15 protein-coding genes and 1 pseudogene are annotated in these 20,064 nt (G+C 64.9%); 4 read left to right on the top strand and 12 right to left on the bottom strand.

The features are described from left to right. Positions 1–38 precede the first annotated feature (38 nt). On the bottom strand, positions 39–1,238 hold the full coding sequence (locus tag AB3X86_RS12250; protein WP_368596180.1) for an amino acid aminotransferase: 1,200 nt from the start codon (positions 1,236–1,238) through the stop codon (positions 39–41). 192 nt (positions 1,239–1,430) lie between these two features. Between AB3X86_RS12250 and AB3X86_RS12245 the strand changes: the two genes are divergently transcribed. Beyond that, the gene (locus AB3X86_RS12245) at positions 1,431–2,372 is read left to right on the top strand and encodes a LysR family transcriptional regulator (RefSeq protein WP_184227405.1); all 942 of its coding nucleotides are present in this window, start codon (positions 1,431–1,433) and stop codon (positions 2,370–2,372) included. A 65-nt stretch (positions 2,373–2,437) separates the two neighbouring features. Here AB3X86_RS12245 and AB3X86_RS12240 read toward each other — a convergent pair whose 3' ends face one another. The 9 genes and pseudogenes from AB3X86_RS12240 to AB3X86_RS12200 all read right to left on the bottom strand — a co-directional run bounded on the left by AB3X86_RS12240 (position 2,438) and on the right by AB3X86_RS12200 (position 14,790). Next, positions 2,438–3,262: a helix-turn-helix transcriptional regulator gene (locus AB3X86_RS12240; protein WP_368596179.1), complete on the bottom strand. Its 825-nt coding sequence runs from the start codon at positions 3,260–3,262 to the stop codon at positions 2,438–2,440. 103 nt (positions 3,263–3,365) lie between these two features. Beyond that, positions 3,366–4,493 carry a response regulator gene (locus AB3X86_RS12235; RefSeq protein WP_368596178.1) on the bottom strand — a complete coding sequence of 376 codons (1,128 nt, stop codon included), beginning with the start codon at positions 4,491–4,493 and terminating at the stop codon, positions 3,366–3,368. Positions 4,494–4,502: 9 nt separating this feature from the next. Further along, complete coding sequence (locus AB3X86_RS12230; protein WP_368596177.1) at positions 4,503–5,120, bottom strand: chemotaxis protein CheB; 618 nt, start codon at positions 5,118–5,120, stop codon at positions 4,503–4,505. A gap of 37 nt (positions 5,121–5,157) precedes the next feature. Then, entirely contained in the window at positions 5,158–6,003 is an 846-nt protein-coding gene (locus AB3X86_RS12225; RefSeq protein WP_368596176.1) for a protein-glutamate O-methyltransferase CheR, read from the bottom strand. 34 nt (positions 6,004–6,037) lie between these two features. After that, positions 6,038–9,592, bottom strand: coding sequence for a response regulator (locus AB3X86_RS12220; protein ID WP_368596319.1), 3,555 nt, complete (start codon positions 9,590–9,592; stop codon positions 6,038–6,040). Positions 9,593–9,915: 323 nt separating this feature from the next. Then, a pseudogene (gene katE, locus AB3X86_RS12215) lies at positions 9,916–12,048 on the bottom strand (catalase HPII); the annotation flags it as partial. Positions 12,049–12,154: 106 nt separating this feature from the next. Further along, positions 12,155–13,054, bottom strand: coding sequence for a MipA/OmpV family protein (locus AB3X86_RS12210; protein ID WP_368596175.1), 900 nt, complete (start codon positions 13,052–13,054; stop codon positions 12,155–12,157). A 308-nt stretch (positions 13,055–13,362) separates the two neighbouring features. Beyond that, a complete protein-coding gene (gene msrA / locus AB3X86_RS12205; protein ID WP_368596174.1) occupies positions 13,363–14,121 on the bottom strand; it encodes a peptide-methionine (S)-S-oxide reductase MsrA in 759 nt (252 codons plus the stop codon). 156 nt (positions 14,122–14,277) lie between these two features. Beyond that, complete coding sequence (locus tag AB3X86_RS12200; RefSeq protein ID WP_368596173.1) at positions 14,278–14,790, bottom strand: Lrp/AsnC family transcriptional regulator; 513 nt, start codon at positions 14,788–14,790, stop codon at positions 14,278–14,280. A gap of 133 nt (positions 14,791–14,923) precedes the next feature. On the opposite strand from AB3X86_RS12200, the gene AB3X86_RS12195 reads away from it, so the two are divergent. Beyond that, positions 14,924–15,940, top strand: coding sequence for a 1-aminocyclopropane-1-carboxylate deaminase (locus AB3X86_RS12195; RefSeq protein WP_368596172.1), 1,017 nt, complete (start codon positions 14,924–14,926; stop codon positions 15,938–15,940). Between the two features lie 14 nt (positions 15,941–15,954). Here the strand turns inward: AB3X86_RS12195 and AB3X86_RS12190 are convergent, their stop codons facing one another. Then, a complete protein-coding gene (locus AB3X86_RS12190; RefSeq protein ID WP_368596171.1) occupies positions 15,955–16,866 on the bottom strand; it encodes a LysR family transcriptional regulator in 912 nt (303 codons plus the stop codon). Positions 16,867–17,004: 138 nt separating this feature from the next. Here AB3X86_RS12190 and AB3X86_RS12185 point away from each other — a divergent pair, with 138 nt between their 5' ends. Together AB3X86_RS12185 and AB3X86_RS12180 are read left to right on the top strand one after the other, a co-directional pair. Beyond that, positions 17,005–17,730 carry a pirin family protein gene (locus AB3X86_RS12185; protein ID WP_368596170.1) on the top strand — a complete coding sequence of 242 codons (726 nt, stop codon included), beginning with the start codon at positions 17,005–17,007 and terminating at the stop codon, positions 17,728–17,730. Between the two features lie 97 nt (positions 17,731–17,827). Then, a complete protein-coding gene (locus AB3X86_RS12180) occupies positions 17,828–18,241 on the top strand; it encodes a DoxX family protein (protein WP_368596169.1) in 414 nt (137 codons plus the stop codon). A 110-nt stretch (positions 18,242–18,351) separates the two neighbouring features. On the opposite strand, the gene ahpF is transcribed toward AB3X86_RS12180, so the two are convergent. Continuing rightward, positions 18,352–19,944 carry an alkyl hydroperoxide reductase subunit F gene (gene ahpF, locus AB3X86_RS12175; RefSeq protein WP_368596168.1) on the bottom strand — a complete coding sequence of 531 codons (1,593 nt, stop codon included), beginning with the start codon at positions 19,942–19,944 and terminating at the stop codon, positions 18,352–18,354. Positions 19,945–20,064: the final 120 nt, after the last annotated feature.

Genomic DNA, 20,064 nt, shown 5'->3' with positions numbered 1-20,064 from the left:
CACGCGTGCCGCAGCAGCGGCTGGACCGCCGGACGGCTTCAGGCGCCCGACACCACCGCCGCGATCGACGATGCGACATAGTCCGCGTTGCGCGCGTTCAGCCCGGCGACGCACATGCGGCCCGAGCGCAGCACGTACACCGCGTATTCGTTGCGCAGACGCTCGACCTGGCTTTCGGACAGCCCCGTGTACGTGAACATGCCGCGCTGAGCGACATAGCGCGCGCGCATCACTTCATCGACGCGTCCGTCGAGCCCCGCGTGGATCACGTTGCGCATCGCGAGGATGCGCTCGCGCATCGCGCCGAGCTCGGCTTCCCACGACGCACGCAGCGTCGCATCGGCGAGCACGTTGGCGACGAGACGCGCGCCGTGCGTCGGCGGATTGCTGTAGTTTGCGCGCACCGCCGACATCAGCTGACCCGCCACGCGCGCCGCTTCGTCGGCGCTCTTGCAGACCACGCTCAGCGCGCCGACGCGCTCGCCGTACAGCGAGAAATTCTTCGAGAACGAGTTCGCGACGATCAGCGGCACGTTCGCGTCGGCGAGCAGGCGCACCGGTGCGGCGTCTTCTTCGAGGCCCGCGCCGAAACCCTGGTAGGCCATGTCGACGAACGCCATCAGCTTGCGGCGCTGCAAAACCGGCGCCAGTTCCGCCCATTGCGCCGGACTCAGATCGACGCCGGTCGGGTTATGGCAGCACGCGTGCAGCAGCACGACGCTCTTTTCCGGCAATGCGTCGATCGCGGCGAGCATCTCGGCGAAACGCAGGCCGCCCGTTTGCGGGTCGTAGTACGGATAGGTGTTGACCGTCAGGCCCGCCCCTTCGAATATCACGCGATGATTTTCCCAGCTCGGGTCGCTGATCCACACCTGCGAGCCGGGGAAATAGCGCTTCAGGAAATCGGCGCCGACTTTCAGCGCGCCCGAGCCGCCGAGCGTTTGCAACGTCGCGATCCGGCCTTCGGCGCGCGCCGCGCTATTGGCGCCGAACACCAGCGCCTGCGCGGTGTCGCGATAGAGCGGCAGACCCGCCATCGGCAGATACGAGCGCGGGCCGATCGCGTCGAGCAGCGCGGTTTCGGCGCGGCGCACCGCGTCGATCACCGGCAGCTTGCCGGCGTCGTCGAAGTAGATGCCGATGCTGAGGTTGACCTTGTTCGGCCGGGGGTCCAGCTGAAAGTCTTCGTTCAGGCTCAGAATCGGGTCGCCCGGATAGGCGGGAATATGGTCGAACATGGCGGGTCCTTGAAGGCGGCCTGTGCAGGCCTGTTGTAGCGGTCGTCCGCGCGCCGCGTGACGACAGGGCAAACCTTAAGTCTAAGCGGGTTTGCCGGGCTAAGTCGACCCGCACGAGTGTCGGTCGCCGCCGGGCCGCGCACAATCAATCGATTTTTCACGATTCGTAAGTTTTTCTTTAGAATCGATCGTATGCCTCTTACCCGCGTCACGATCCGCCAGTTCGAAGCGTTCCTAGCCATCGTCGATCTGCACAGCATCGGCGCGGCGGCAGAGCGGCTCGGGCTGACTTCGTCGGCGGTCAGCCAACTGCTTGCCGAGCTCGAAACGGAGCTCGGCTTCCGGCTGTTCGATCGCACCACGCGGCGTGTCGCGCTGTCGAGCGCCGGGCAGGACTTTCTTGCGTCGGCCGAATCGGTGCTGCGCCACGTGCGCATGGCCGCCCAATCCGCCGACGACATCCGCAACCGCGCGGCCGGCATCGTGCGGGTCGGCGCGCCGCTCGTGATCGCATCGACGGCGCTGCCCGCGGCGATCGCCGCGTACGCGCGCGGCAAGCCGAAGGTGGTCGTGCGGGTCTGCGATACCGTGGTCGAGCAACTGGTGGAGCGCGTGGAGAGCGGCGATATCGATCTCGCGATCGGCCCGGACCGGCAAAGCGGGCCGCGCGTGCGCTCCGAGGCCGCGTTCGCGAGTCCGTGGGTCATGTGGTGCGCGGCCGCGCATCCGCTCGCCGCTCGCCGCCGCGTGCAGTGGCAGCATCTGCGCGACGTGCCGATCGTCGCGACCGGCCGCGACCACGAGCGCGCGGTCGATCAGATGCGCGCCAATCTGCCGGTCGAGGCACGCATCATTCCGGTCGATGTCGTCGATAACGTAACCACCGCGTTCGGCCTCGCCGCGCAAGGGCTGGCGGTCACGCTCGCGCCGGCCTATGTGGCGCCGCTCGCGCGCACGTTCGGGCTCGTGATGAAGCGCATCGTTGATCCGGAAACGATTCGCGAGGTGTGCGTGTATCGCTCGACCGAACGGGCGCTGTCGCCATCGGCCGATGGTTTCGCGGATTTCGTGATGCCGTGGTTGAAACGCTGGGATCGGGAGACGCAGGCCGACGCGCGGGGTAAGCGCAGTTGAAGCGGGCTTGAAGCGGGTCTGAAGCGCCAGGCGACTCGCGCTTCGGCGCATCGCGCATCGTGCATCTAGGGCTGCATACACAGCGCGAACAACTGCCGCTGATTCGAAATCCCGAGCCGCGCATACGCGCGCTTCTGATACGTGACGACGCTCGCCGGCTTCACACCCATCTGCCCGGCGATCTCGGCGGCGCTTGCGCCTTCGAGCGTGCCACGCAACGCGTCGAGTTCGCGCGGCGTCAGCGCCGGACATGCGCGCCGCACGCGCGCGAGCATCGCCGCGGCGGTGCCCTGCTGATGCTGCCCGTTCAGCGCGTAATGACCCTTGGCCGCATGCGCGAACAGCGGCGCGACGCTTTCGATCCGCTCCAGATCGCCCGGCGTGAACACGCCGTATGCGCGGTCGCGATACAGGTTGATCGACAGCCACACGCTATCCGCGGGCTGCACCAGCAACGACAGCCGGTCCGATACGTTCGGCTGCGCGTAGCAGACCGCGCGATACGCTTCATTCTCGATTTCGTCGCCGCGCTGCTGATGCAGCACCAGCGCATCGCGTGAAGCGCTGCGCCGCTTGCCGTCGGTCTGGCCGATGATCGCGCGATTGCCGTCCAGCGCATAAAAATGCGCGGCGTAGCGTTCGGCGACGTCGCGCAGAAAATGCCCGCCGCGATGATCTGCTGCCGACACCGTACGCGGCCGCGCATCGAACTCGTACGCGAAGATCGTGCACTGCGAAACGGGCAGCGACAATGATTCGCCCACGGTCTGCAGAATGCTCGCGGCGAGCGCGTCGGCATCCGGGTGCGAAATCGCCATGACGAGGTCGGTGGCGCGCGCGGTGCTGATCTGACCGCTGCGCTGCGGTGATGCGAGGCGCCAGGAACGCATGATGGGGATTCGTGCTTGCGATGCGTGGATTGGGTTGCGGCAAGCGTAGCACAGCCGGCGCGCGGCGCAGGTCCGCCGCCTTGATCGACTCGTTAGCGACGCGTTAGCGCCGGGTGAATGACCCCCGCTGCAACGCCACCACCCTCGGCAATTCGATCGTAAAGGTCGTGCCGGCCTCGTCGCTGGATACGACGCTGACGTCGCCGCCATGCATCCGCGCGATCTCCTGCACGATATGCAGACCAAGCCCGAGCCCTTCGCGCGAGCGCGCGCCGTTGCCGTTCGACCCGAACGCCTTGAACAGATGCGGAAATACTTCGGCCGGAATCGTGCCGCGATTGGACACCTTCAGCCGCACGCAGTCCTCGGCCTCGCCATCGACCTCCACGCCGATATCACCCTCCGGCGCGCCATGATGCAGCGCATTGCTGACGAGATTCGACACCGCCTGCCACACGAGATCGGTATCCCACGCGCCGGCCGTATTGCCGGTGCAGGTGAACACGATCTGCTTGCCGCTCTTCTGCGACGCGAATTCATCGATCACCGAGCGGCACAGCGTGGCGAGGTCGATCGAGCGCGGCTGCAACGGCAGGCGTCCGCCTTGCAGGCGTGCGAGGTTCAGCAGCTGATCGACCATCCGCGCCATCCTCAGCGAACTGTTCTTCACGCGCGCGGCAACGGTCGCGGCCTGCTCGTCGGCGGCCGTGCGCATCAGGTATTCGGCCGACGCGAGCACCGCGCCAAGCGGCGTGCGCAGATCGTGACTGAGCACTGCCATCAGCATTTCGTTCGCTTCGAGCATCTGGCGCGTCGTCACCAGTTGCGCGGCGAGCTGGCGCTTCTGCTGCTCCAACTGCACGAACACGTCGACCTTCGACTGCAGGATGCGCGGATCGAACGGCTTGTACAGAAAGTCGACCGCGCCCGCCTCGTAGCCGCGGAACGTGCGCGACGCGTCCTGCGCGGTCGCGGTCAGGAAGATGATCGGAACGTGCGCGGTGCGCGGGCTGCCGCGCATCAGCGCAGCCAGCTCGAAGCCGTTCATGCCGGGCATATTGACGTCGAGAATCGCCAGCGCGACTTCGTGCTTGAGCAGCAGATCGAGCGCGGCGGTGCCGGAGTCGGCGACCAGCACCGCGACGTCGGGCCGCGCGAGCAATGCTTCGAGCGCGGTGATGTTGTGGGCGATGTCGTCGACGATCAGGATGTTCACAGGTGAGTTCGTCATGGCACCGGATCAGAGGGAAGTCGGCAGCGCGGCAAGGCGCCTGGCCAAGGTTTCGGGATTGAAAATCGCATCGGCGGCGCCACGCGCGATCGCCGCGCGCGGCATTTCCGCCGAACCGGCGCTGGCGGGGTCCTGCACCCACGCGGTGCCGCCGAGCGCGCGCACGCGTTCGAGGCCGAGCGCGCCGTCGTCGTTGGCCCCGGACAGCAGGATCGCGAGCAGCCGCTCGCCGTACACCGCGGCGGCCGATTCGAACAGCACGTCGATCGACGGCCGCGAGAAGCGCACCGCCGCATCGGTCGATAGCGCGACCGTGCGGTCCACTTCGACGAGCATGTGGTAACCGGGCGGCGCGACGTGCACGCGGCCCGGCAGGATCAGCTCGCCCGCATCGGGTTCGAGCACCGGCAGCGCGCAGCGATGCGCGAGCGCCGGCACCAGATAGCTCGGCGAATCGGGCGGCAGATGCATGACGATCATCACGGCCGCCGCGAAGCGCGCGGGCAACGCGGCGAGCAGCACGTTGAGCACCTCGATGCCGCCCGCCGACCCGCCGATCACGACCAGCTCATAACCGCGCGGCGCGTGCGTGCGCGCAGCGCCGCCGGCATCGGCGGTCTTGGTCATCGCAGGTTCGACGTTCAAGGATGGCATCGCGACCTCGCTAACGCTTCTGATAAATGCGCTCGGCCGCGCGGAACTCGTCGAACGCCGGGTAGTGACGCGAAAACCGCAGGCTTTCCTTGCTGCCCAGGCCGAGAAAGCCGCGCCGCACCAGCGCGTTCTCGAACAGTCCCAGCGCGCGATCCTGCAAGCCGCGGTCGAAATAGATCAGCACGTTGCGGCACGACACCAGATGCGCTTCGAGGAACACTTCGTCGGTGGACAGGCTGTGATCGGCGAACACCACGCGCTCTTTCAGCGAGCCGGCAAAGCGCGCGCCGCCATACGCTGCATGATAGTAGTCCGACAGCGAACGCGTGCCGCCCGCCGCCAGATAGTTCTGCGTGAAGCCCTGGATGCGTTCGAGCGCATAGATGCCCGCCTCCGCGCGCGCGAGCGCGTCGGGGTTGATGTCGGTCGCGTAGAACAGCGTGCGCTCGGTGAGGCCCTCCTCGTCGAACAGGATCTTCAGCGACCACAGCTCCTCGCCGGTGCTGCATCCCGCGACCCACACCTTGACCGACGGATAGGTGCGCAGACGCGGCAGCACATGTTCGCGCAGCGCGAGGAAATACGACGGATCGCGAAACATGTCGCTGACCTGCACGGTCAGGTACCGGAACAGCCGCGAAAACTCGTTGCCGTCGCGCATGATGCGGTCCTGCAATTGCGACAGCGTGTCCACGTTGAATTCATCGAGCGCCTGCGTGAGGCGGCGGCGCAGCGACGACATCGCGTAGTGGCGAAAGTCGTGCTGATACTTCAGATAGATCGCCTCGAGCAGCAGCCTCAGCTCGATGTCGAAATCGCTGAGGCGCTGCGGTACGTCAGATGCGGACGGTTTCATCGCGTTTCTCGCTTGCGTGCTTGCGCTCGCGCTCTCAGCGCTGCCGCAGCCACACGCGGCACAGCGCGACGAGCTTGTCGACGTCGATCGGTTTCGACACGTAATCGTCGGCGCCCGCTTCGAGGCAGCGCGTGCGATCGTTCGCCATCGCCTTCGCGGTCAGCGCGATGATCGGCAGATGCGCGAAGCGCGGATTGCGGCGAATCTCGCCCATCGCGGTCAGACCGTCCATCTCGGGCATCATCACGTCCATCAGCACCAGATGCACTTCCGGTCCGCTCTCCAGTTCGTCGAGCGCCTCGCGGCCGTTGCGCGCGATCAGCAGCTTCGCGCCGAGCGGTTCGAGCACGTGCGACAGCGCGAAGATGTTGCGCACATCGTCTTCGGCGAGCAGGATCGTGCGGCCCTCGAACGCATTGTCGCGTTGGCGCACGGTGCGCAGCATGCGCTGCTGCTCCGGCGCGAGCGACGACTCGACGCTGTGCAGGAACAGCGTGACTTCGTCGAGCAGACGCTCCGGCGATTTCGCGCCCTTGATGATGATCGACTTCGAATAGCGGCGCAGCCGGTGCTCCTCTTCGTCGGACAGCATGCGGCCCGTATAGACGATCACCGGCAGCGATGCATGCGCAGTGTTCGCGGCGAGACGTTCGAGCAGATCGTAGCCGGTGCCGTCGGGCAGCGCGAGATCGGTGACGACGCAGTCGAACGCCACCGTCGACAGTTGCTCGAACGCCTCGGCGAGCGTCGCGACCGCGACGATCTCGGTGTTCTCGCTTTGCAGCAGCGCGCGGATGCTTGCACGCATCGGCGCGTCGTCCTCGATCACCAGCACGCGCTTCAGGCGCTGTTGCAGCCGCGCTTCGAGGCGGCGGATCGCGGCCTCCATCGTCGAGCGCGCGGTCGGCTTCAGCGTGTAGCCGATCGCGCCGAGGTGCAGCGCCTTGTCGGCGTGATCGGTAGCCGACACGATATGAATCGGAATGTGGCGCGTCAGCGGATCGTTCTTCAGCCATTCGAGCACCGTGAGGCCCGAGCGGTCCGGCAAACCGACATCGAGCAGCACCGCGGCCGGCCGCATGTCTCGCACCAGCGCGAGGCCGCTGGCGGCGTCGCTCGCGTGTACGAAGTCGAAGTCGAGTTCGTGCACGAGATCGCGCAGAATCGCGGCGAACGGCGGATCGTCTTCGACCGCGACGATCAGACGGCCTGCGCGGGTGCGGTTGTCGCGATCGTCGGCAATTGGCGCCGCGGCGGGCTCGACGGTGCCGGGCTGCAAAGCGTCGCGCGAAGCGACGGGCGACGCCCGGTTTTCCAGACCATTCGCCGGCGAGATCACCGCGGCGGGCGCGGCGTCGAGCGGCGTGTGCAGCAACGGTGCTTCCGCCGTTGCGTGCGCGCTCATGCCCGAGCCCGCGTTGACCGCGCTGTCCGCGGCCTCGCGCGCATCGAGCGGCAGCCACAGCGAAAACACGCTGCCCTTGCCGACTTCGCTCGCGACCGTAATGCGCCCGCCCAGCAGCCGCGAAAACTCGCGCGAAATCGACAACCCGAGACCGCTGCCGCCATATTGACGGCTCGTCGAGCCATCGGCCTGCTGGAATGCCTCGAAGATCATGTCGAGCTTGTCGGCCGGAATGCCGATGCCGGAATCGCGCACGTCGAAGCGCAGCACGTTGTCCTCGACCTTGGCGACCTCGAGCGTGACCTCGCCGCGCTCGGTGAACTTCACCGCGTTCGACAGCAGGTTGCGCAGAATCTGCGTGAGCCGCTGACCGTCGGTGACGAACGTATCCGGCGTACCCGGCAACTTGTCGAAAGCGACCCGCAAGTGCTTGGTCGCCGCGATCGGCCGGAACATTTCGTCGAGCGATTGCAGCGTCGCGTCGATCGACACCGTTTCGGGTTCGACCGTCAGCTGCCCCGCCTCGACTTTCGACAGGTCGAGAATGTCGTTGATCAGCACGAGCAGATCGCTATTCGACGCGTGGATCGTCTCCGCGTAGCGCACCTGCTCGTCGGTCAGATTGCCGCTGCGATTCTGCTGCAGCAGCTTCGCGAGAATCAGCGAGCTGTTCAGCGGCGTGCGCAATTCATGCGACATGTTGGCGAGGAATTCGGACTTGTAGCGGCTCGACTGTTCGAGGCGCTCCGCGTTGGCCGCCAGATCGTTCTGCGCGCGCAGCAGATCCGATTTCTGCCGCTCCAGCCGCTGCGCGTATTCCTCGAGCTGCACGTTGGTTTGTTCGAGCTCGGCCTGCTGCGCTTCGAGGCGCCGTTGCGATTCCATCAGCGCGCGGCCGCGTTCCTCGAGACCTTCGTTGGAGACCCGCAACTCCTCCTGCTGGACCTGCAACTCCTCGTTGAGCTGCTGCGTCTCGGCGAGCGCATCCTGCAGGCGCTCGCGATACAGCGCCGCTTCGAGAAAATCGCCCATGCTGTGGCGGATCAGCTCCATGAACTCTTCGTCGCGCGGCCTCACTTCGCGCAGGAAGCCCATTTCGATGACGCCGTTGACCTGGCCGTCGTTGTCGATCGGCAGGATCAGCAGATTGCGCGGCGCGCCGCTGCCCGTCGCCGACGTGACCCGCACATAATCGGCGGGCACGTCGCGCAGCACCAGCGTGCGGTGCGAGCGCGCGGCCTGGCCGACCAGCGTTTCGCCCTCCTCGAAACTCAGGGCGGCGGTCTGTTCGCTGTCGCGGCTGTATCCATACGCGGCGATGCGGCGCAGCGTGCCACTTTGCCGGTCGCGCACGTACAGCGCGGCGACGACCGCATCGAGATACTGGGCGAGAAACTCGAGCATCGCGCGGCCGACGAGCGGCGCGCTCGTCTGGCCGACGACCTTGTCCGCTAGCAGGCGCTGGCCCGAGCGCAACCAGACCTGCTGCTCGAGCAGCGTGGTCTGCTCGGCCTGCTGACGCAGCACGTCGTCGTAGGTCTGTGACAGGTCCAGCAGTTCGCGACGACCTCGCCATGCGAGCAGGCCGCTGACGCCGAGGCTGAACAGCAGGAACAGGCCGACCAGCGTCGCCGTCACATTGCGCGTCGCTTCGGCGCGCTGCTGGCGCAGCCGCAATTCGACATCGAGAAAATCGTCGAATTCGCGGCGCATTTCGTCGAATTCGACCTTGCCGCGCCCCGCCGCGATCGCGCTCTCGTAGTTCAGGTTGCGCCGGCGCGCGTCGATGATTTCTTCGGCGAAGCGGGTCCAACGCTGCTGCAACGCCTCGATCTGCTTGAGCCGCGCGATTTGCAGCGGATTGTCGGCGACCTGCTTCCGCAAGCTTTCGAGCTGCGCGTTGAATTTCGGGCCGCCGTTTTCATACGGTCTGAGAAGACTCTCGTCACCGGTGATCAGGAAGCCGCGCATCGACGATTCGCGATCGACCGCGAGCCGCAGCATTTCGTTGGCGTCGCCGATCACGCGCTCGGAGTGCTCGGCCCAACTCATTGTCGACGCGAGATAAGCGATCAGGCCGACGAACAGCGCCATCGTGACGAGGCCGACGCCCAAAGGAAGCGCGATATTGCGGCGAAGGATGCGGCGGAAACGGAGTTGATCGACGGCCTGCGATGCGGTCATTTTTTCGGTAAGAGGCATGGCGAATCGGGTCCATGCGGAATATTTTGCGGGGTCTGCGCACGGTGTTGAGTACCGCGAAGCGACCGCCGTCATCATACAAGGACGACGCTCATCCAGTAACGGAAGGCGGCTGGTTGAGCTTGCTGGCAGGGCGCGGCACGCTCGCGCGATCGGTCGCGTTCGGCGCGCGACGCAATAAAGAAACCTGGCCGGCTCGCACCGGCCAGGTTCCTGCATCGAACACACATCATCGACACGCCGCATTGCGGCTACGCTCAGCGCCGTATAGCGGCTAACGCGGCAGCGCAACCTGCCCGGCCCGCTCAGGCCGGCACCGATTCCGCCTGTGCCGCGCGCGACCACACGCGATGCTGCCCCGCGGCATTGAGGAACGCCTTCAACACATCGGCCGACTGCGAGTCCTCGCCGGTCGCGACGCCGTCCGACTGCGCCGGCAACTGCGCGGCCGTGAGCAGATCGCGCCCCGCGCCGAGCGCCGCGATCGCCTTCAGATGCTTGAACGCTTCGAGCACGAAGTGCCTCGCATCGCCCGATTCCGACAGCGCCTTCGCCCCCTTCTCGCCGCCGACGACGATCACCGCGTCGAACATCACCGACGGCAGCCCGGCGATCGTCGCGTCGGGTGCGAGGTCATCGATCCCGGCGAGCGTCGGTGCGATCAGCATCGGCGTCGCGCCTTCGCCCTTGAGCGCCTGCTGCAGCTGTTTGATCGCCGCGGCATCGGAACCGGGCGCGGCGAGCAGCGCGATCTTGCGAGTCTTGATGCCGGGCTTTACGCGATTGAGCAAACTCAACGCCGGCGATGCCTTCGGTCCAACCAGCCTGGCCGTGCCCTGCTTCGGCGCCGGCAGACCGAGTCCTTCGGCCACTTTGGCGGCGAGACCGGCGTCGAAGTTCGCGAGAATCTCGTTGACCTGGCGCGCGCGAATCTCGGGCTTCGTCACCTTACCCAGTTCGAACAGATAGGCCGCCGCGATATGGTCTTTTTCTGGCTGCGACATGCTGTTGTAGAACAGCGCGGCCTGCGAGAAATGATCGGCGAACGAGTCGCTGCGCACGCGAATCTTCGTGCTCTCGACGCGTTCCTGATAGCTGTCGAAGCCGCCATCTTCGGCGGCCGGATCGGTTTCCTTAGGCCAGCCGTCGTTCAGCGAGTTCGGCTCGTACGACGCCTGGCCGACGTGAATCGCCTGTCGATGCATCGCGTCGCGCTGATTGTTGACGGACGCACAGACCGGCCGGTTGATCGGAATCTCGTGAAAGTTCGGGCCGCCGAGGCGGCTGATTTGCGTGTCCGTGTAGGAGAACAAGCGCCCTTGCAGCAGCGGGTCGTTGGTGAAATCGATGCCCGGCACGATATGCCCCGGATGGAACGCGGCCTGTTCGGTCTCAGCGAAGAAGTTGTCCGGATTGCGATTGAGCGTCATCTTGCCGATGATCCTCAGCGGCACCAGCTCTTCGGGAATCAGCTTGGTCGGATCGAGCAGATCGAAATCGAACTTGTGCTCGTCGACTTCCTCGACGATCTGCACGCCCAATTCGTACTCGGGATAGTCGCCGCGTTCGATCGCTTCCCATAAGTCGCGCCGGTGAAAGTCCGGGTCCTTGCCCGCGAGCTTCTGCGCTTCGTCCCATAGCAGCGAATAGGAGCCTAGCACCGGACGCCAGTGGAACTTGACGAAGCGCGCCTTGCCCTCTGCATTGACGAAGCGGAACGTGTGGACGCCGAAGCCTTCCATCGTCCGGAAGCTGCGCGGGATCGCGCGATCCGACATCGTCCACAGCACCATGTGCGCCGATTCGGGCACGAGCGAAACGAAGTCCCAGAACGTGTCGTGCGCGGACCCGCCGGTCGGCATTTCGTTCGGAGCTTCCGGTTTCACCGCATGCACGAAATCGGGAAACTTGATCGCGTCCTGGATGAAGAACACCGGCATGTTGTTGCCGACCAGATCGAAATTGCCTTCCTGCGTGTAGAACTTCGTCGCGAAGCCGCGCACGTCGCGCACCGTGTCGGCCGAGCCGCGCGGACCTTGCACCGTCGAGAAGCGCACATAGACCGGCGTCTCGGCGGCCGGGTCCTGCAGAAACGCGGCCTTGGTGTACTCGCGCATCGATTCGTAGACCTTGAAGACGCCATGCGCGGCCGAGCCGCGCGCGTGCACGATCCGTTCGGGAATGCGCTCGTGATCGAAGTGCGTGATCTTCTCACGCATGATGAAATCTTCGAGCAGCGACGGGCCGCGTGGCCCCGCGCGCAACGTGTTCTGGTTGTCGGCGATCTTGACGCCCTGATTGGTTCTCAGCGCCTCGCCTTGCGGCTTCACGCGATTGCGTTCGAGATCGTTCGATTTCGCGTCGTTCGACTGCGCCGCCCCGTTTTCGTGAACCGCGGGCTTCTGGGTATTCGCTTTACCTGCCATGGGAATCGACTCCTTGTGTTCGGGCGCGCGGCGACGAAGGCGTCGCGGCGCGCGATTACGGAGTCAGCAAGGGCTATACCTACGAAGTCGCGGCGCAAGGGCTGCGCGGCACGCTACGTCAGAACCGGTAGTTGATCGATACGTCGGCGACACCGGTTGCGCGGCTGCGCGTGATCGGACTGTTGCCCGCGCTGCCGACGAGCTGCTCGAACGCGCCGTCGGCGGTCGCGAACCAGTGCTTGCTGAACAGCCAGATCGCGCTGATACCGAAACCCACCGACTTGAAGCCCGCGCTCGCGTGATACTGCGGATACTGCGAGTGAGCGGCCTGCTCCTGATTGACGCCGAACCAGCTGTTCATGTACTTGGAGTCCGCGAGCACCACGTTCGGCCCAGCGAACCAGAAGAACTGCCTGGTGCTGCCGGGCATCGGCATATAGGCGCCGAGATCGCCGATCCAGCCGTTCGATCCGCCGAAATAGCGGCGGATATCGGCGCGCAGCACGAGCGGAAAATCCTTCGACACGACGTACTCGCCCGAGAGCTTCAGACCGACCGCCGGATTGATGTTGCCGAGCCCGTTGAGTTCCTGCGGATCGTCCTGGGCGCGCCGGCCGAGGTCGTACACCGCGGCGAGACTCATGCGCCAGTTCTCGCCCTGCGCGAAGTTCACGCCGAAGCCTTCGCCGCTCGACAGAAAGAGCAGATCCTTGTAACGCACGTCGATGCTCGGACCGGCCACCAGGTGATAGCGGTCCGATCCCTCGAAGCGCGGCTGGAACGACGTGGCCACGCCGAAGCGCAGTTGCCAGTCGGGAATGTTCGGCTGCCACATCTTCTGCAGCGGAACGCCCACCGAGTATTGCCATTCGCCGAGCGGCGACGGCGTCTGCGCGTGGACCACACCCGGCACGCAGGCCATCGCACTCAAGGTCGCGGCGACGAAGGAGCTCGCCGCGATGCCGGTTTGTTTATGGCGGGGCCTGGCGCCCCGCTTCTTTCTACGGCTGTTGAACACCGGAAGCCTCCGATCCCGCTCGTCGCGAGGAGGTTAGGTTCTCGCCCGGGGTCCAGCGCGGACCCAAAAAGCACGGACGACCGCCGCACTGCTACTTACGGCGTGTAATTTTTCCAATCGATGACACGGGCGGCGCAATGCGCACGAGGCGCGGCGAGCCCGCGTGACCCACGCGGTCGTGTGGCCAGTGCGCCTCATCCTTGCGCGCCGCGGTGGCGCGGACAACGGCCGACGGAGCATCGCTTCGCAAGATATGCGCCAAGTCCGTGGAAGATTGATGACGAGCGCGACGCGACCGTTCGGCCGGGTCATTGCCCTGCTTGAACGAGCACCGGCTTGTCGCGATACAGGTTGGGGAACAGGCGCTTCAGGTTGGCGATTTTCGGCATGTCATTGAACACGATATAGGCCGAATCGGGATGCAAGGTCAGATAGTTCTGGTGATACGACTCGGCCGGATAGAAGCCCTTGTAGGGCTCCGTCTTCGTGACGATCGGCGCGGGGAACACACGGGACTTGTCGAGCTGTGCGATGTAGCTTTGCGCGACGCGCCGCTGCGCATCGTTCAGCGGAAAGATCGCGGAGCGGTACTGCGTGCCGCTGTCGGGCCCCTGACGATTCAGCTCGGTCGGGTCCTGAACCACCGAGAAATACACCTGCAGCAACTGGCCGTAGGTGACCTTGCCGGGATCGAAGGTGACCTGCACCGATTCGGCGTGCCCCGTGTCGCCGCCGCTGACGGTCTCGTACTGCGCGGTGTCGCGTGAGCCGCCCGAGTAGCCGGACACCGCCCGCGTCACACCGCGCACATGCTGGAACACGCCCTGGACGCCCCAGAAGCAGCCACCCGCGAGCACTGCGGTTTCCTCGTGCGCGGTGCTGGCCGTGAGCGGTTCGTCGAGCGCGGGCGGTGCGATGACGACGGCGCTCTCCGCCGGGAACGCGACGCGCTGCGCAAGCGGCGACGCGAAGGCGGCGGCGCCTAGCAGCAACGACAGTGCGACCGCACGTGAGCGTTTCGAGTTGCCGCCGAGCGATGTAAGGGATTGCGGTCTGTTGCCAGTCATGATGGTCGCTCCGAAAAAGTGCCGACGCGCGCCCCCGCTTTGCCACCGTGCAGCCAGGCCGCACGCGGGTGCGCCGAAGCTTGGTCGCGCGGGCGCGGCGTTTATGACAGCATGCGCGTTTTTGCGGCCGGCTGCGCGGCCGGGTGGCCGAGCGGCTTACAGCGGAAATTTCGTGGTCGACAGGATTTCCTTCAGCACCATGAACGAGCGGATCTGCCGCACGCCCGGTAGATACAACAACTGCTCCGCATGCAGGCGATTGAAGCTGTCGCTGTCGCGCGTGCGGATCACCATGAAATAGTCGAACTCGCCGGTCACCACGTGGCACTCCATGCAGCCGGCCACCTTCTGCGCGGCCTTTTCGAATACGGCGAACGACTCGGGGGTCGAGCGATCGAGCACCACGCCGATGATCACCAGCATGCCCGCGCCCGCCGCCTTCGGGTCGAGCAGCGCGACCACGCCTCGAATCAGCCCCGATTCCTTCAAGCGTTCGACGCGCCGCAAACACGCCGGCGCGCTCAGCTTCACTTTCGCGGCGAGCGCCACGTTCGAAATGGACGCGTCGGTTTGCAGTTGCCGCAGGATCGCGCGATCGATGCGATCGAGCGCGTGTTGGGGATCGGAAGGTCTCGATCCAGCACGAACTTTTGTTGCGCTAATGGCCATTGATACGAAGTTTTGTGAGGAAAAGAAGATTATCTGATTTTTAAAAATAGGTAGAGTCGTTTTTTTTCGCAAGCTCATTTCTGATGGTTTTTTCTAACATGAACCCACGGAAATCACCCACCACGGAGCCGCGATGAACCTGCAACGTTTCCCCCGCTACTCGCTCACCTTCGGGCCGACGCCGATCCAGCCGCTCAACCGTCTGAGCGAGCATCTCGGCGGCAAGGTCAAGCTTTATGCCAAGCGCGAGGACTGCAACAGCGGCCTCGCGTTCGGCGGCAACAAGACCCGCAAGCTCGAATATCTGATCCCCGACGCGCTCGCGCAGGGCTGCGACACGCTCGTGTCGATCGGCGGCATCCAGTCGAACCAGACGCGCCAGGTCGCGGCGGTTGCCGCGCATCTGGGCCTGAAATGCGTGCTGGTGCAGGAGAACTGGGTCAATTACTCGGATGCGGTGTACGACCGCGTCGGCAACATCCAGATGTCGCGCATGATGGGCGCCGACGTGCGGCTCGTGCCGGACGGCTTCGACATCGGCTTTCGCAAGAGCTGGGAGGACGCGCTCGACAGCGTGCGCGCGGCCGGCGGCAAGCCGTACGCGATTCCGGCCGGCTGCTCGGATCATCCGCTGGGCGGGCTCGGCTTCGTCGGCTTCGCAGAAGAGGTGCGCCAGCAGGAAGCCGAACTGGGCTTCAAATTCGACTACATCGTCGTGTGCTCGGTGACGGGCAGCACCCAGGCGGGCATGGTGGTCGGTTTCGCCGCCGACGGCCGCGCCGAGCGGGTGATCGGCATCGACGCCTCGGCGAAACCGGCGCAGACGCGCGAGCAGATCACCCGCATCGCGAAGCGGACCGCCGGGAGCGTCGAGCTGGGCCGCGACATCACCGCGAATGACATCGTGCTCGACGAACGCTACGGCGGCCCGGAATACGGTCTGCCGAACGACGGCACGCTCGAGGCGATCCGCTTGTGCGCGCGGCTCGAAGGCATGCTGACCGATCCGGTGTACGAGGGAAAATCGATGCACGGCATGATCGACAAGGTGCGTAACGGCGAATTTCCGGCCGGCTCGCGCGTGCTGTATGCGCACCTGGGCGGCGTGCCGGCGTTGAGCGCGTACAGCTTCATCTTCCGCGACGGTTGATGTGGTTCAGTGATTTAGCCGCCGGGCGTCCGCGGTTCAGCCGCGAGCTTTTTCCTCAAATGCTTGCGCAGAAACTCGACGAATGCCCGGATCGTGACCGAGCTTTGCCGATGCTGCGGATACACGGCATAGACGCCCGTCGCCGACGGCAGGAATGCTTCGAGCACGGGCACGAGCTGTCCGCTGGCGAGCGCATCGGCGATGATGAAATCGGGCAGCCGGACGATTCCCAGTCCCGCGACGGCCGAATCGCGAATCAGCTCGCCGTTATTGGCCCGCAACGGCCCGCGCACCTCGACGCTCCTGACCGCGCCGTCGACCCGAAACTCCCAGCTCACCGCGCCGCCGTGGCCGTACAGCAGGCAATCGTGATTCACGAGATCGGCCGGCACGGCCGGGCTGCCACGCCGCCGCAGATAACCGGGGCTGCAGCACGCGATCATCCTCACATCGATCAGCTTTTGCGCGATCAGCGACGAATCCGCCAGCGTGCCGATACGGATCGCCATGTCGAAGCCCTCGCCGACCACATCGACGGCGCGATCGCTCAGTTCCATATCGAAGCGCACGTCGCGATGCTCGCGCAGAAACGCCGCGACGAGCGGCGACAGATGCGTCATGCCGAACGACATCGGCGCGCTCACGCGTAGCAGCCCGCGCGGCCCGGCACGGCGCAACGACATCGCTTGCTCGGCGTCCTCGACCTCGCCGAGGATGCGCTTCGCCCGCTCGTAGAACTCCTGGCCCAGATCGGTCACCGCCAGCTTGCGCGTATTGCGAATCAGCAGTTGCACGCCGAGCGCCTCCTCGAGCGCCATCACACGGCGGCTCACGAACTGTTTCGACAGCGACAGCCGGTTTGCCGCGGCGGTGAAATTGTGGGCGTCGACAGTCGCGACGAAGATTCGCATGTCATCGAGTTGCATCGTATTGTCCACTTCATTGCGACAGTGTTTCCGGTTTTACCGTGATTATAGCGATCCGGATTGACCTACACTGTCATTCATCGATCGCAGCCAAACATCTGGCCCGGATCACATGACAAAACCCAAGGAGAAAACAGCATGCTCGAAATCAGACACGCCAACCAACGTGGCCGCGCGGAACACGGCTGGCTCAGCTCGCGCCATACGTTTTCGTTCGCGCACTATCATGATCCGAAGCAGAACGGCTTCTCCGACCTGCTCGTGATCAACGACGACCGTGTGGCGCCGGCGCAAGGCTTCGGCAAGCATCCGCATCGCGACATGGAGATCTTTTCGTACGTGCTCGAAGGCGCGCTCGAACACAAGGACACGATGGGCACGGGCTCGGTGATCGTGCCGGGCGACATCCAGTTGATGAGCGCGGGCACCGGCGTGGCGCACAGCGAATACAACCATTCGAAGAGCGAGCCGGTGCATTTCCTGCAAATCTGGATCGCGCCGTCGCAGCAAGGCACGAAGCCGCGCTATCAGCAAAAGCACTTCGGCGCGGCCGACAAGCGCGGCGTGCTGCGGCTGGTGCTGTCGCCGGACGGTGCGAACGATTCGCTGCAATTGCAACAGGACGCACGTGTGCATGCGGGTCTTTTCAATGGCGACGAAACCGCGCGGCTCGAACTCGCGAAGGACCGTTATGCGTATGTTCATGTGGCGCGCGGCAGCGTCACGGTAAATGGCGTCGAGCTTGGCGAGGGCGACGGGGCACGGGTGCGTGGCGAAGAAGCGCTGACGTTCACGCAGGGCCGCGACGCGGAAGTGCTCGTGTTCGACCTGCGTAACATCGAGACCTCGGCACTGTGGGCATAAGCGCTCCGCTTGCGCCGTTAATGACTCAATCTTGAACGTGGCTCGCTGGACGACGATGTTCCGCGAGCTTCAACTCTCTACCCTAACGGGAAAAATCATGCGCTATACGCTGTTTGAAAACCAGAAAGACGCTGTGGTTCTCGTCGCTCGAATCCTGCTGATGGTGCTGTTCGTAATGTTCGGCTGGTCGAAGCTGACCGGCTTTTCCGGCACCGTCGCTTATATGACGTCGACCGGCGCGCCTGTGCCGGAGTTGTCCGCCGTTATCGCGGTGGTGATGGAACTGGTCGTGGGCGTCGCGCTGCTGGTGGGTTTCTTCACGCGACCGCTGGCGCTGCTGCTTGCGCTGTATACGCTCGGCACCGCGATCATCGGCCACCACTACTGGAATATGACCGGCGCGATGCAATACGACAACATGATTCATTTCTACAAGAACATCGGCATCATCGGTGGCTTGCTGTTGTTATGCGTGACCGGCCCCGGCAAGTTTTCGTTCGACCGGCGTTGATATCGATTTCCGTGCTCTAACGAAAAAGGCCCGCATACAGCGGGTCTTTTTTCGTGCGCAAACTGAAACGGCGGCCCGCGGGCCGCCGTTTGCGTCTCTGAACTACCGGATCAAACTGCTGCTTCCGCTTCCGCTTCGCTGATCGCCGCGACCTCTTCGCTGTGGCGGATCAGGTGATCGAACGCGGACAGCGATGCCTTCGCGCCTTCGCCCACCGCGATCACGATCTGCTTGAACGGCACCGTGGTCACGTCGCCGGCGGCGAACACGCCCGGCACCGACGTCGCGCCGCGCGCATCGACGACGATCTCGCCATGCTTCGACAGCTCGACCGTGCCCTTCAGCCATTCGGTGTTCGGCACGAGACCGATCTGCACGAACACGCCTTCGAGTTCGACCTGCTTCACTTCGCCCGAAGCGAGGTTCTTATAGACCAGACCGTTGACCTTCTTGCCGTCGCCGGTGATTTCCGTGGTCTGAGCCTGCGTGACGATCGTCACGTTCGGCAGGCTGCGCAGCTTGCGTTGCAGCACTTCGTCAGCGCGCAGCGTCGCGCCGAATTCGAGCAGCGTTACTTCGCGCACGAGACCCGCGAGGTCGATCGCCGCTTCGACGCCCGAGTTGCCGCCGCCGATCACCGCGACGCGCTTGCCCTTGAACAGCGGGCCATCGCAGTGCGGGCAGTAGGCGACGCCGTGATTGCGGTATTCGCGCTCGCCCGGCACGTTGATTTCGCGCCAGCGTGCACCGGTCGCGAGGATGATCGTCTTCGCCTTCAGCACCGCGCCGTTTGCCAGACGCACTTCGTTGATGCGCCCCGGAATCAGCGCTTCGGCGCGCTGCACGTCCATGATGTCGACGTCATAGGCCTTCACGTGCTGTTCGAGCGCGGTCGCGAACTTCGGCCCTTCGGTTTCGGTCACCGACACGAAGTTTTCGATCGCCAGCGTATCGAGCACCTGGCCGCCGAAACGCTCGGCCACGACGCCAGTCGCGATGCCCTTGCGCGCCGAGTAGATCGCCGCCGCAGCGCCCGCCGGGCCGCCGCCGACGATCAGCGTATCGAACACCGGCTTCTTTTCCAGTTCCTTCGCGGCGCGCGCACCGGCGTTGGTGTCGAGCTTCGCGAGGATTTCCTTCACGCCGCTGCGGCCCTGGCCGAAGGTCTCGCCGTTCAGGAACATCGTCGGTACCGCCATGATCTGGCGCGCTTCGACTTCGTTCTGGAACAGCGCGCCGTCAATCGCGACGTGACGGATGCGCGGATTGATCAACGCCATCACGTTCAGCGCCTGCACGACTTCCGGGCAGTTCTGGCACGACAGCGAGAAATACGTTTCGAATTGATAGTCGCCGTCCAGGCTGCGGATCTGTTCGATCACCGCATCGTCAAGTTTGACCGGATGGCCGCCGACCTGCAGCAGTGCGAGGACGAGCGACGTGAATTCATGACCCATCGGAATGCCGGCGAAACGAATGCCCGCTTCCTTGCCCGCTTCGCCGATCGAAAACGACGGCTTGCGCTCGTCGTCACCGCGACGCTCGATCACCGTAACGCGCTCCGACAGAGTCGCGATGTCGTTCAGCAGGGCCAGCAGTTCCTGCGATTTCGCGCTGTCGTCAAGCGATGCGACGAGCTCGATAGGCCTGCTAACCTTTTCGAGGTACGACTTCAGTTGAGTCTTGAGATTGGCGTCAAGCATGGCGTTGCGATTCCGTGACGAGGGGTGTTGGTGTCCCGGCGCCGCGCACATCCGGATAGGACATGCTGGGCCCGGGGAACGCGCGAAACGCCGTAGCAGGCGATTCGCGCGGTGATGCGC

The organism is Paraburkholderia sp. BR14374, assembly GCF_040948685.1.
GTDB lineage: Bacteria > Pseudomonadota > Gammaproteobacteria > Burkholderiales > Burkholderiaceae > Paraburkholderia > Paraburkholderia youngii.
Note: the sequence above shows the minus strand (reverse complement) of the source record. Positions and strands in the feature narration are given on the sequence as shown.

What these genes read in the sequence shown, in the direction of transcription:
- msrA (WP_368596174.1), bottom strand. Translation starts at nt 14,121, where the DNA reads ATGACTGGCAACAGACCGCAATCCCTTACATCGCTCGGCGGCAACTCG.
- AB3X86_RS12200 (WP_368596173.1), bottom strand. Translation starts at nt 14,790, where the DNA reads ATGGCCATTAGCGCAACAAAAGTTCGTGCTGGATCGAGACCTTCCGAT.
- AB3X86_RS12240 (WP_368596179.1), bottom strand. Translation starts at nt 3,262, where the DNA reads ATGCGTTCCTGGCGCCTCGCATCACCGCAGCGCAGCGGTCAGATCAGC.
- ahpF (WP_368596168.1), bottom strand. Translation starts at nt 19,944, where the DNA reads ATGCTTGACGCCAATCTCAAGACTCAACTGAAGTCGTACCTCGAAAAG.
- AB3X86_RS12185 (WP_368596170.1), top strand. Translation starts at nt 17,005, where the DNA reads ATGCTCGAAATCAGACACGCCAACCAACGTGGCCGCGCGGAACACGGC.
- AB3X86_RS12220 (WP_368596319.1), bottom strand. Translation starts at nt 9,592, where the DNA reads ATGACCGCATCGCAGGCCGTCGATCAACTCCGTTTCCGCCGCATCCTT.
- AB3X86_RS12195 (WP_368596172.1), top strand. Translation starts at nt 14,924, where the DNA reads ATGAACCTGCAACGTTTCCCCCGCTACTCGCTCACCTTCGGGCCGACG.
- AB3X86_RS12235 (WP_368596178.1), bottom strand. Translation starts at nt 4,493, where the DNA reads ATGACGAACTCACCTGTGAACATCCTGATCGTCGACGACATCGCCCAC.
- AB3X86_RS12245 (WP_184227405.1), top strand. Translation starts at nt 1,431, where the DNA reads ATGCCTCTTACCCGCGTCACGATCCGCCAGTTCGAAGCGTTCCTAGCC.
- AB3X86_RS12180 (WP_368596169.1), top strand. Translation starts at nt 17,828, where the DNA reads ATGCGCTATACGCTGTTTGAAAACCAGAAAGACGCTGTGGTTCTCGTC.
- AB3X86_RS12225 (WP_368596176.1), bottom strand. Translation starts at nt 6,003, where the DNA reads ATGAAACCGTCCGCATCTGACGTACCGCAGCGCCTCAGCGATTTCGAC.
- AB3X86_RS12250 (WP_368596180.1), bottom strand. Translation starts at nt 1,238, where the DNA reads ATGTTCGACCATATTCCCGCCTATCCGGGCGACCCGATTCTGAGCCTG.
- AB3X86_RS12190 (WP_368596171.1), bottom strand. Translation starts at nt 16,866, where the DNA reads ATGCAACTCGATGACATGCGAATCTTCGTCGCGACTGTCGACGCCCAC.
- AB3X86_RS12230 (WP_368596177.1), bottom strand. Translation starts at nt 5,120, where the DNA reads ATGACCAAGACCGCCGATGCCGGCGGCGCTGCGCGCACGCACGCGCCG.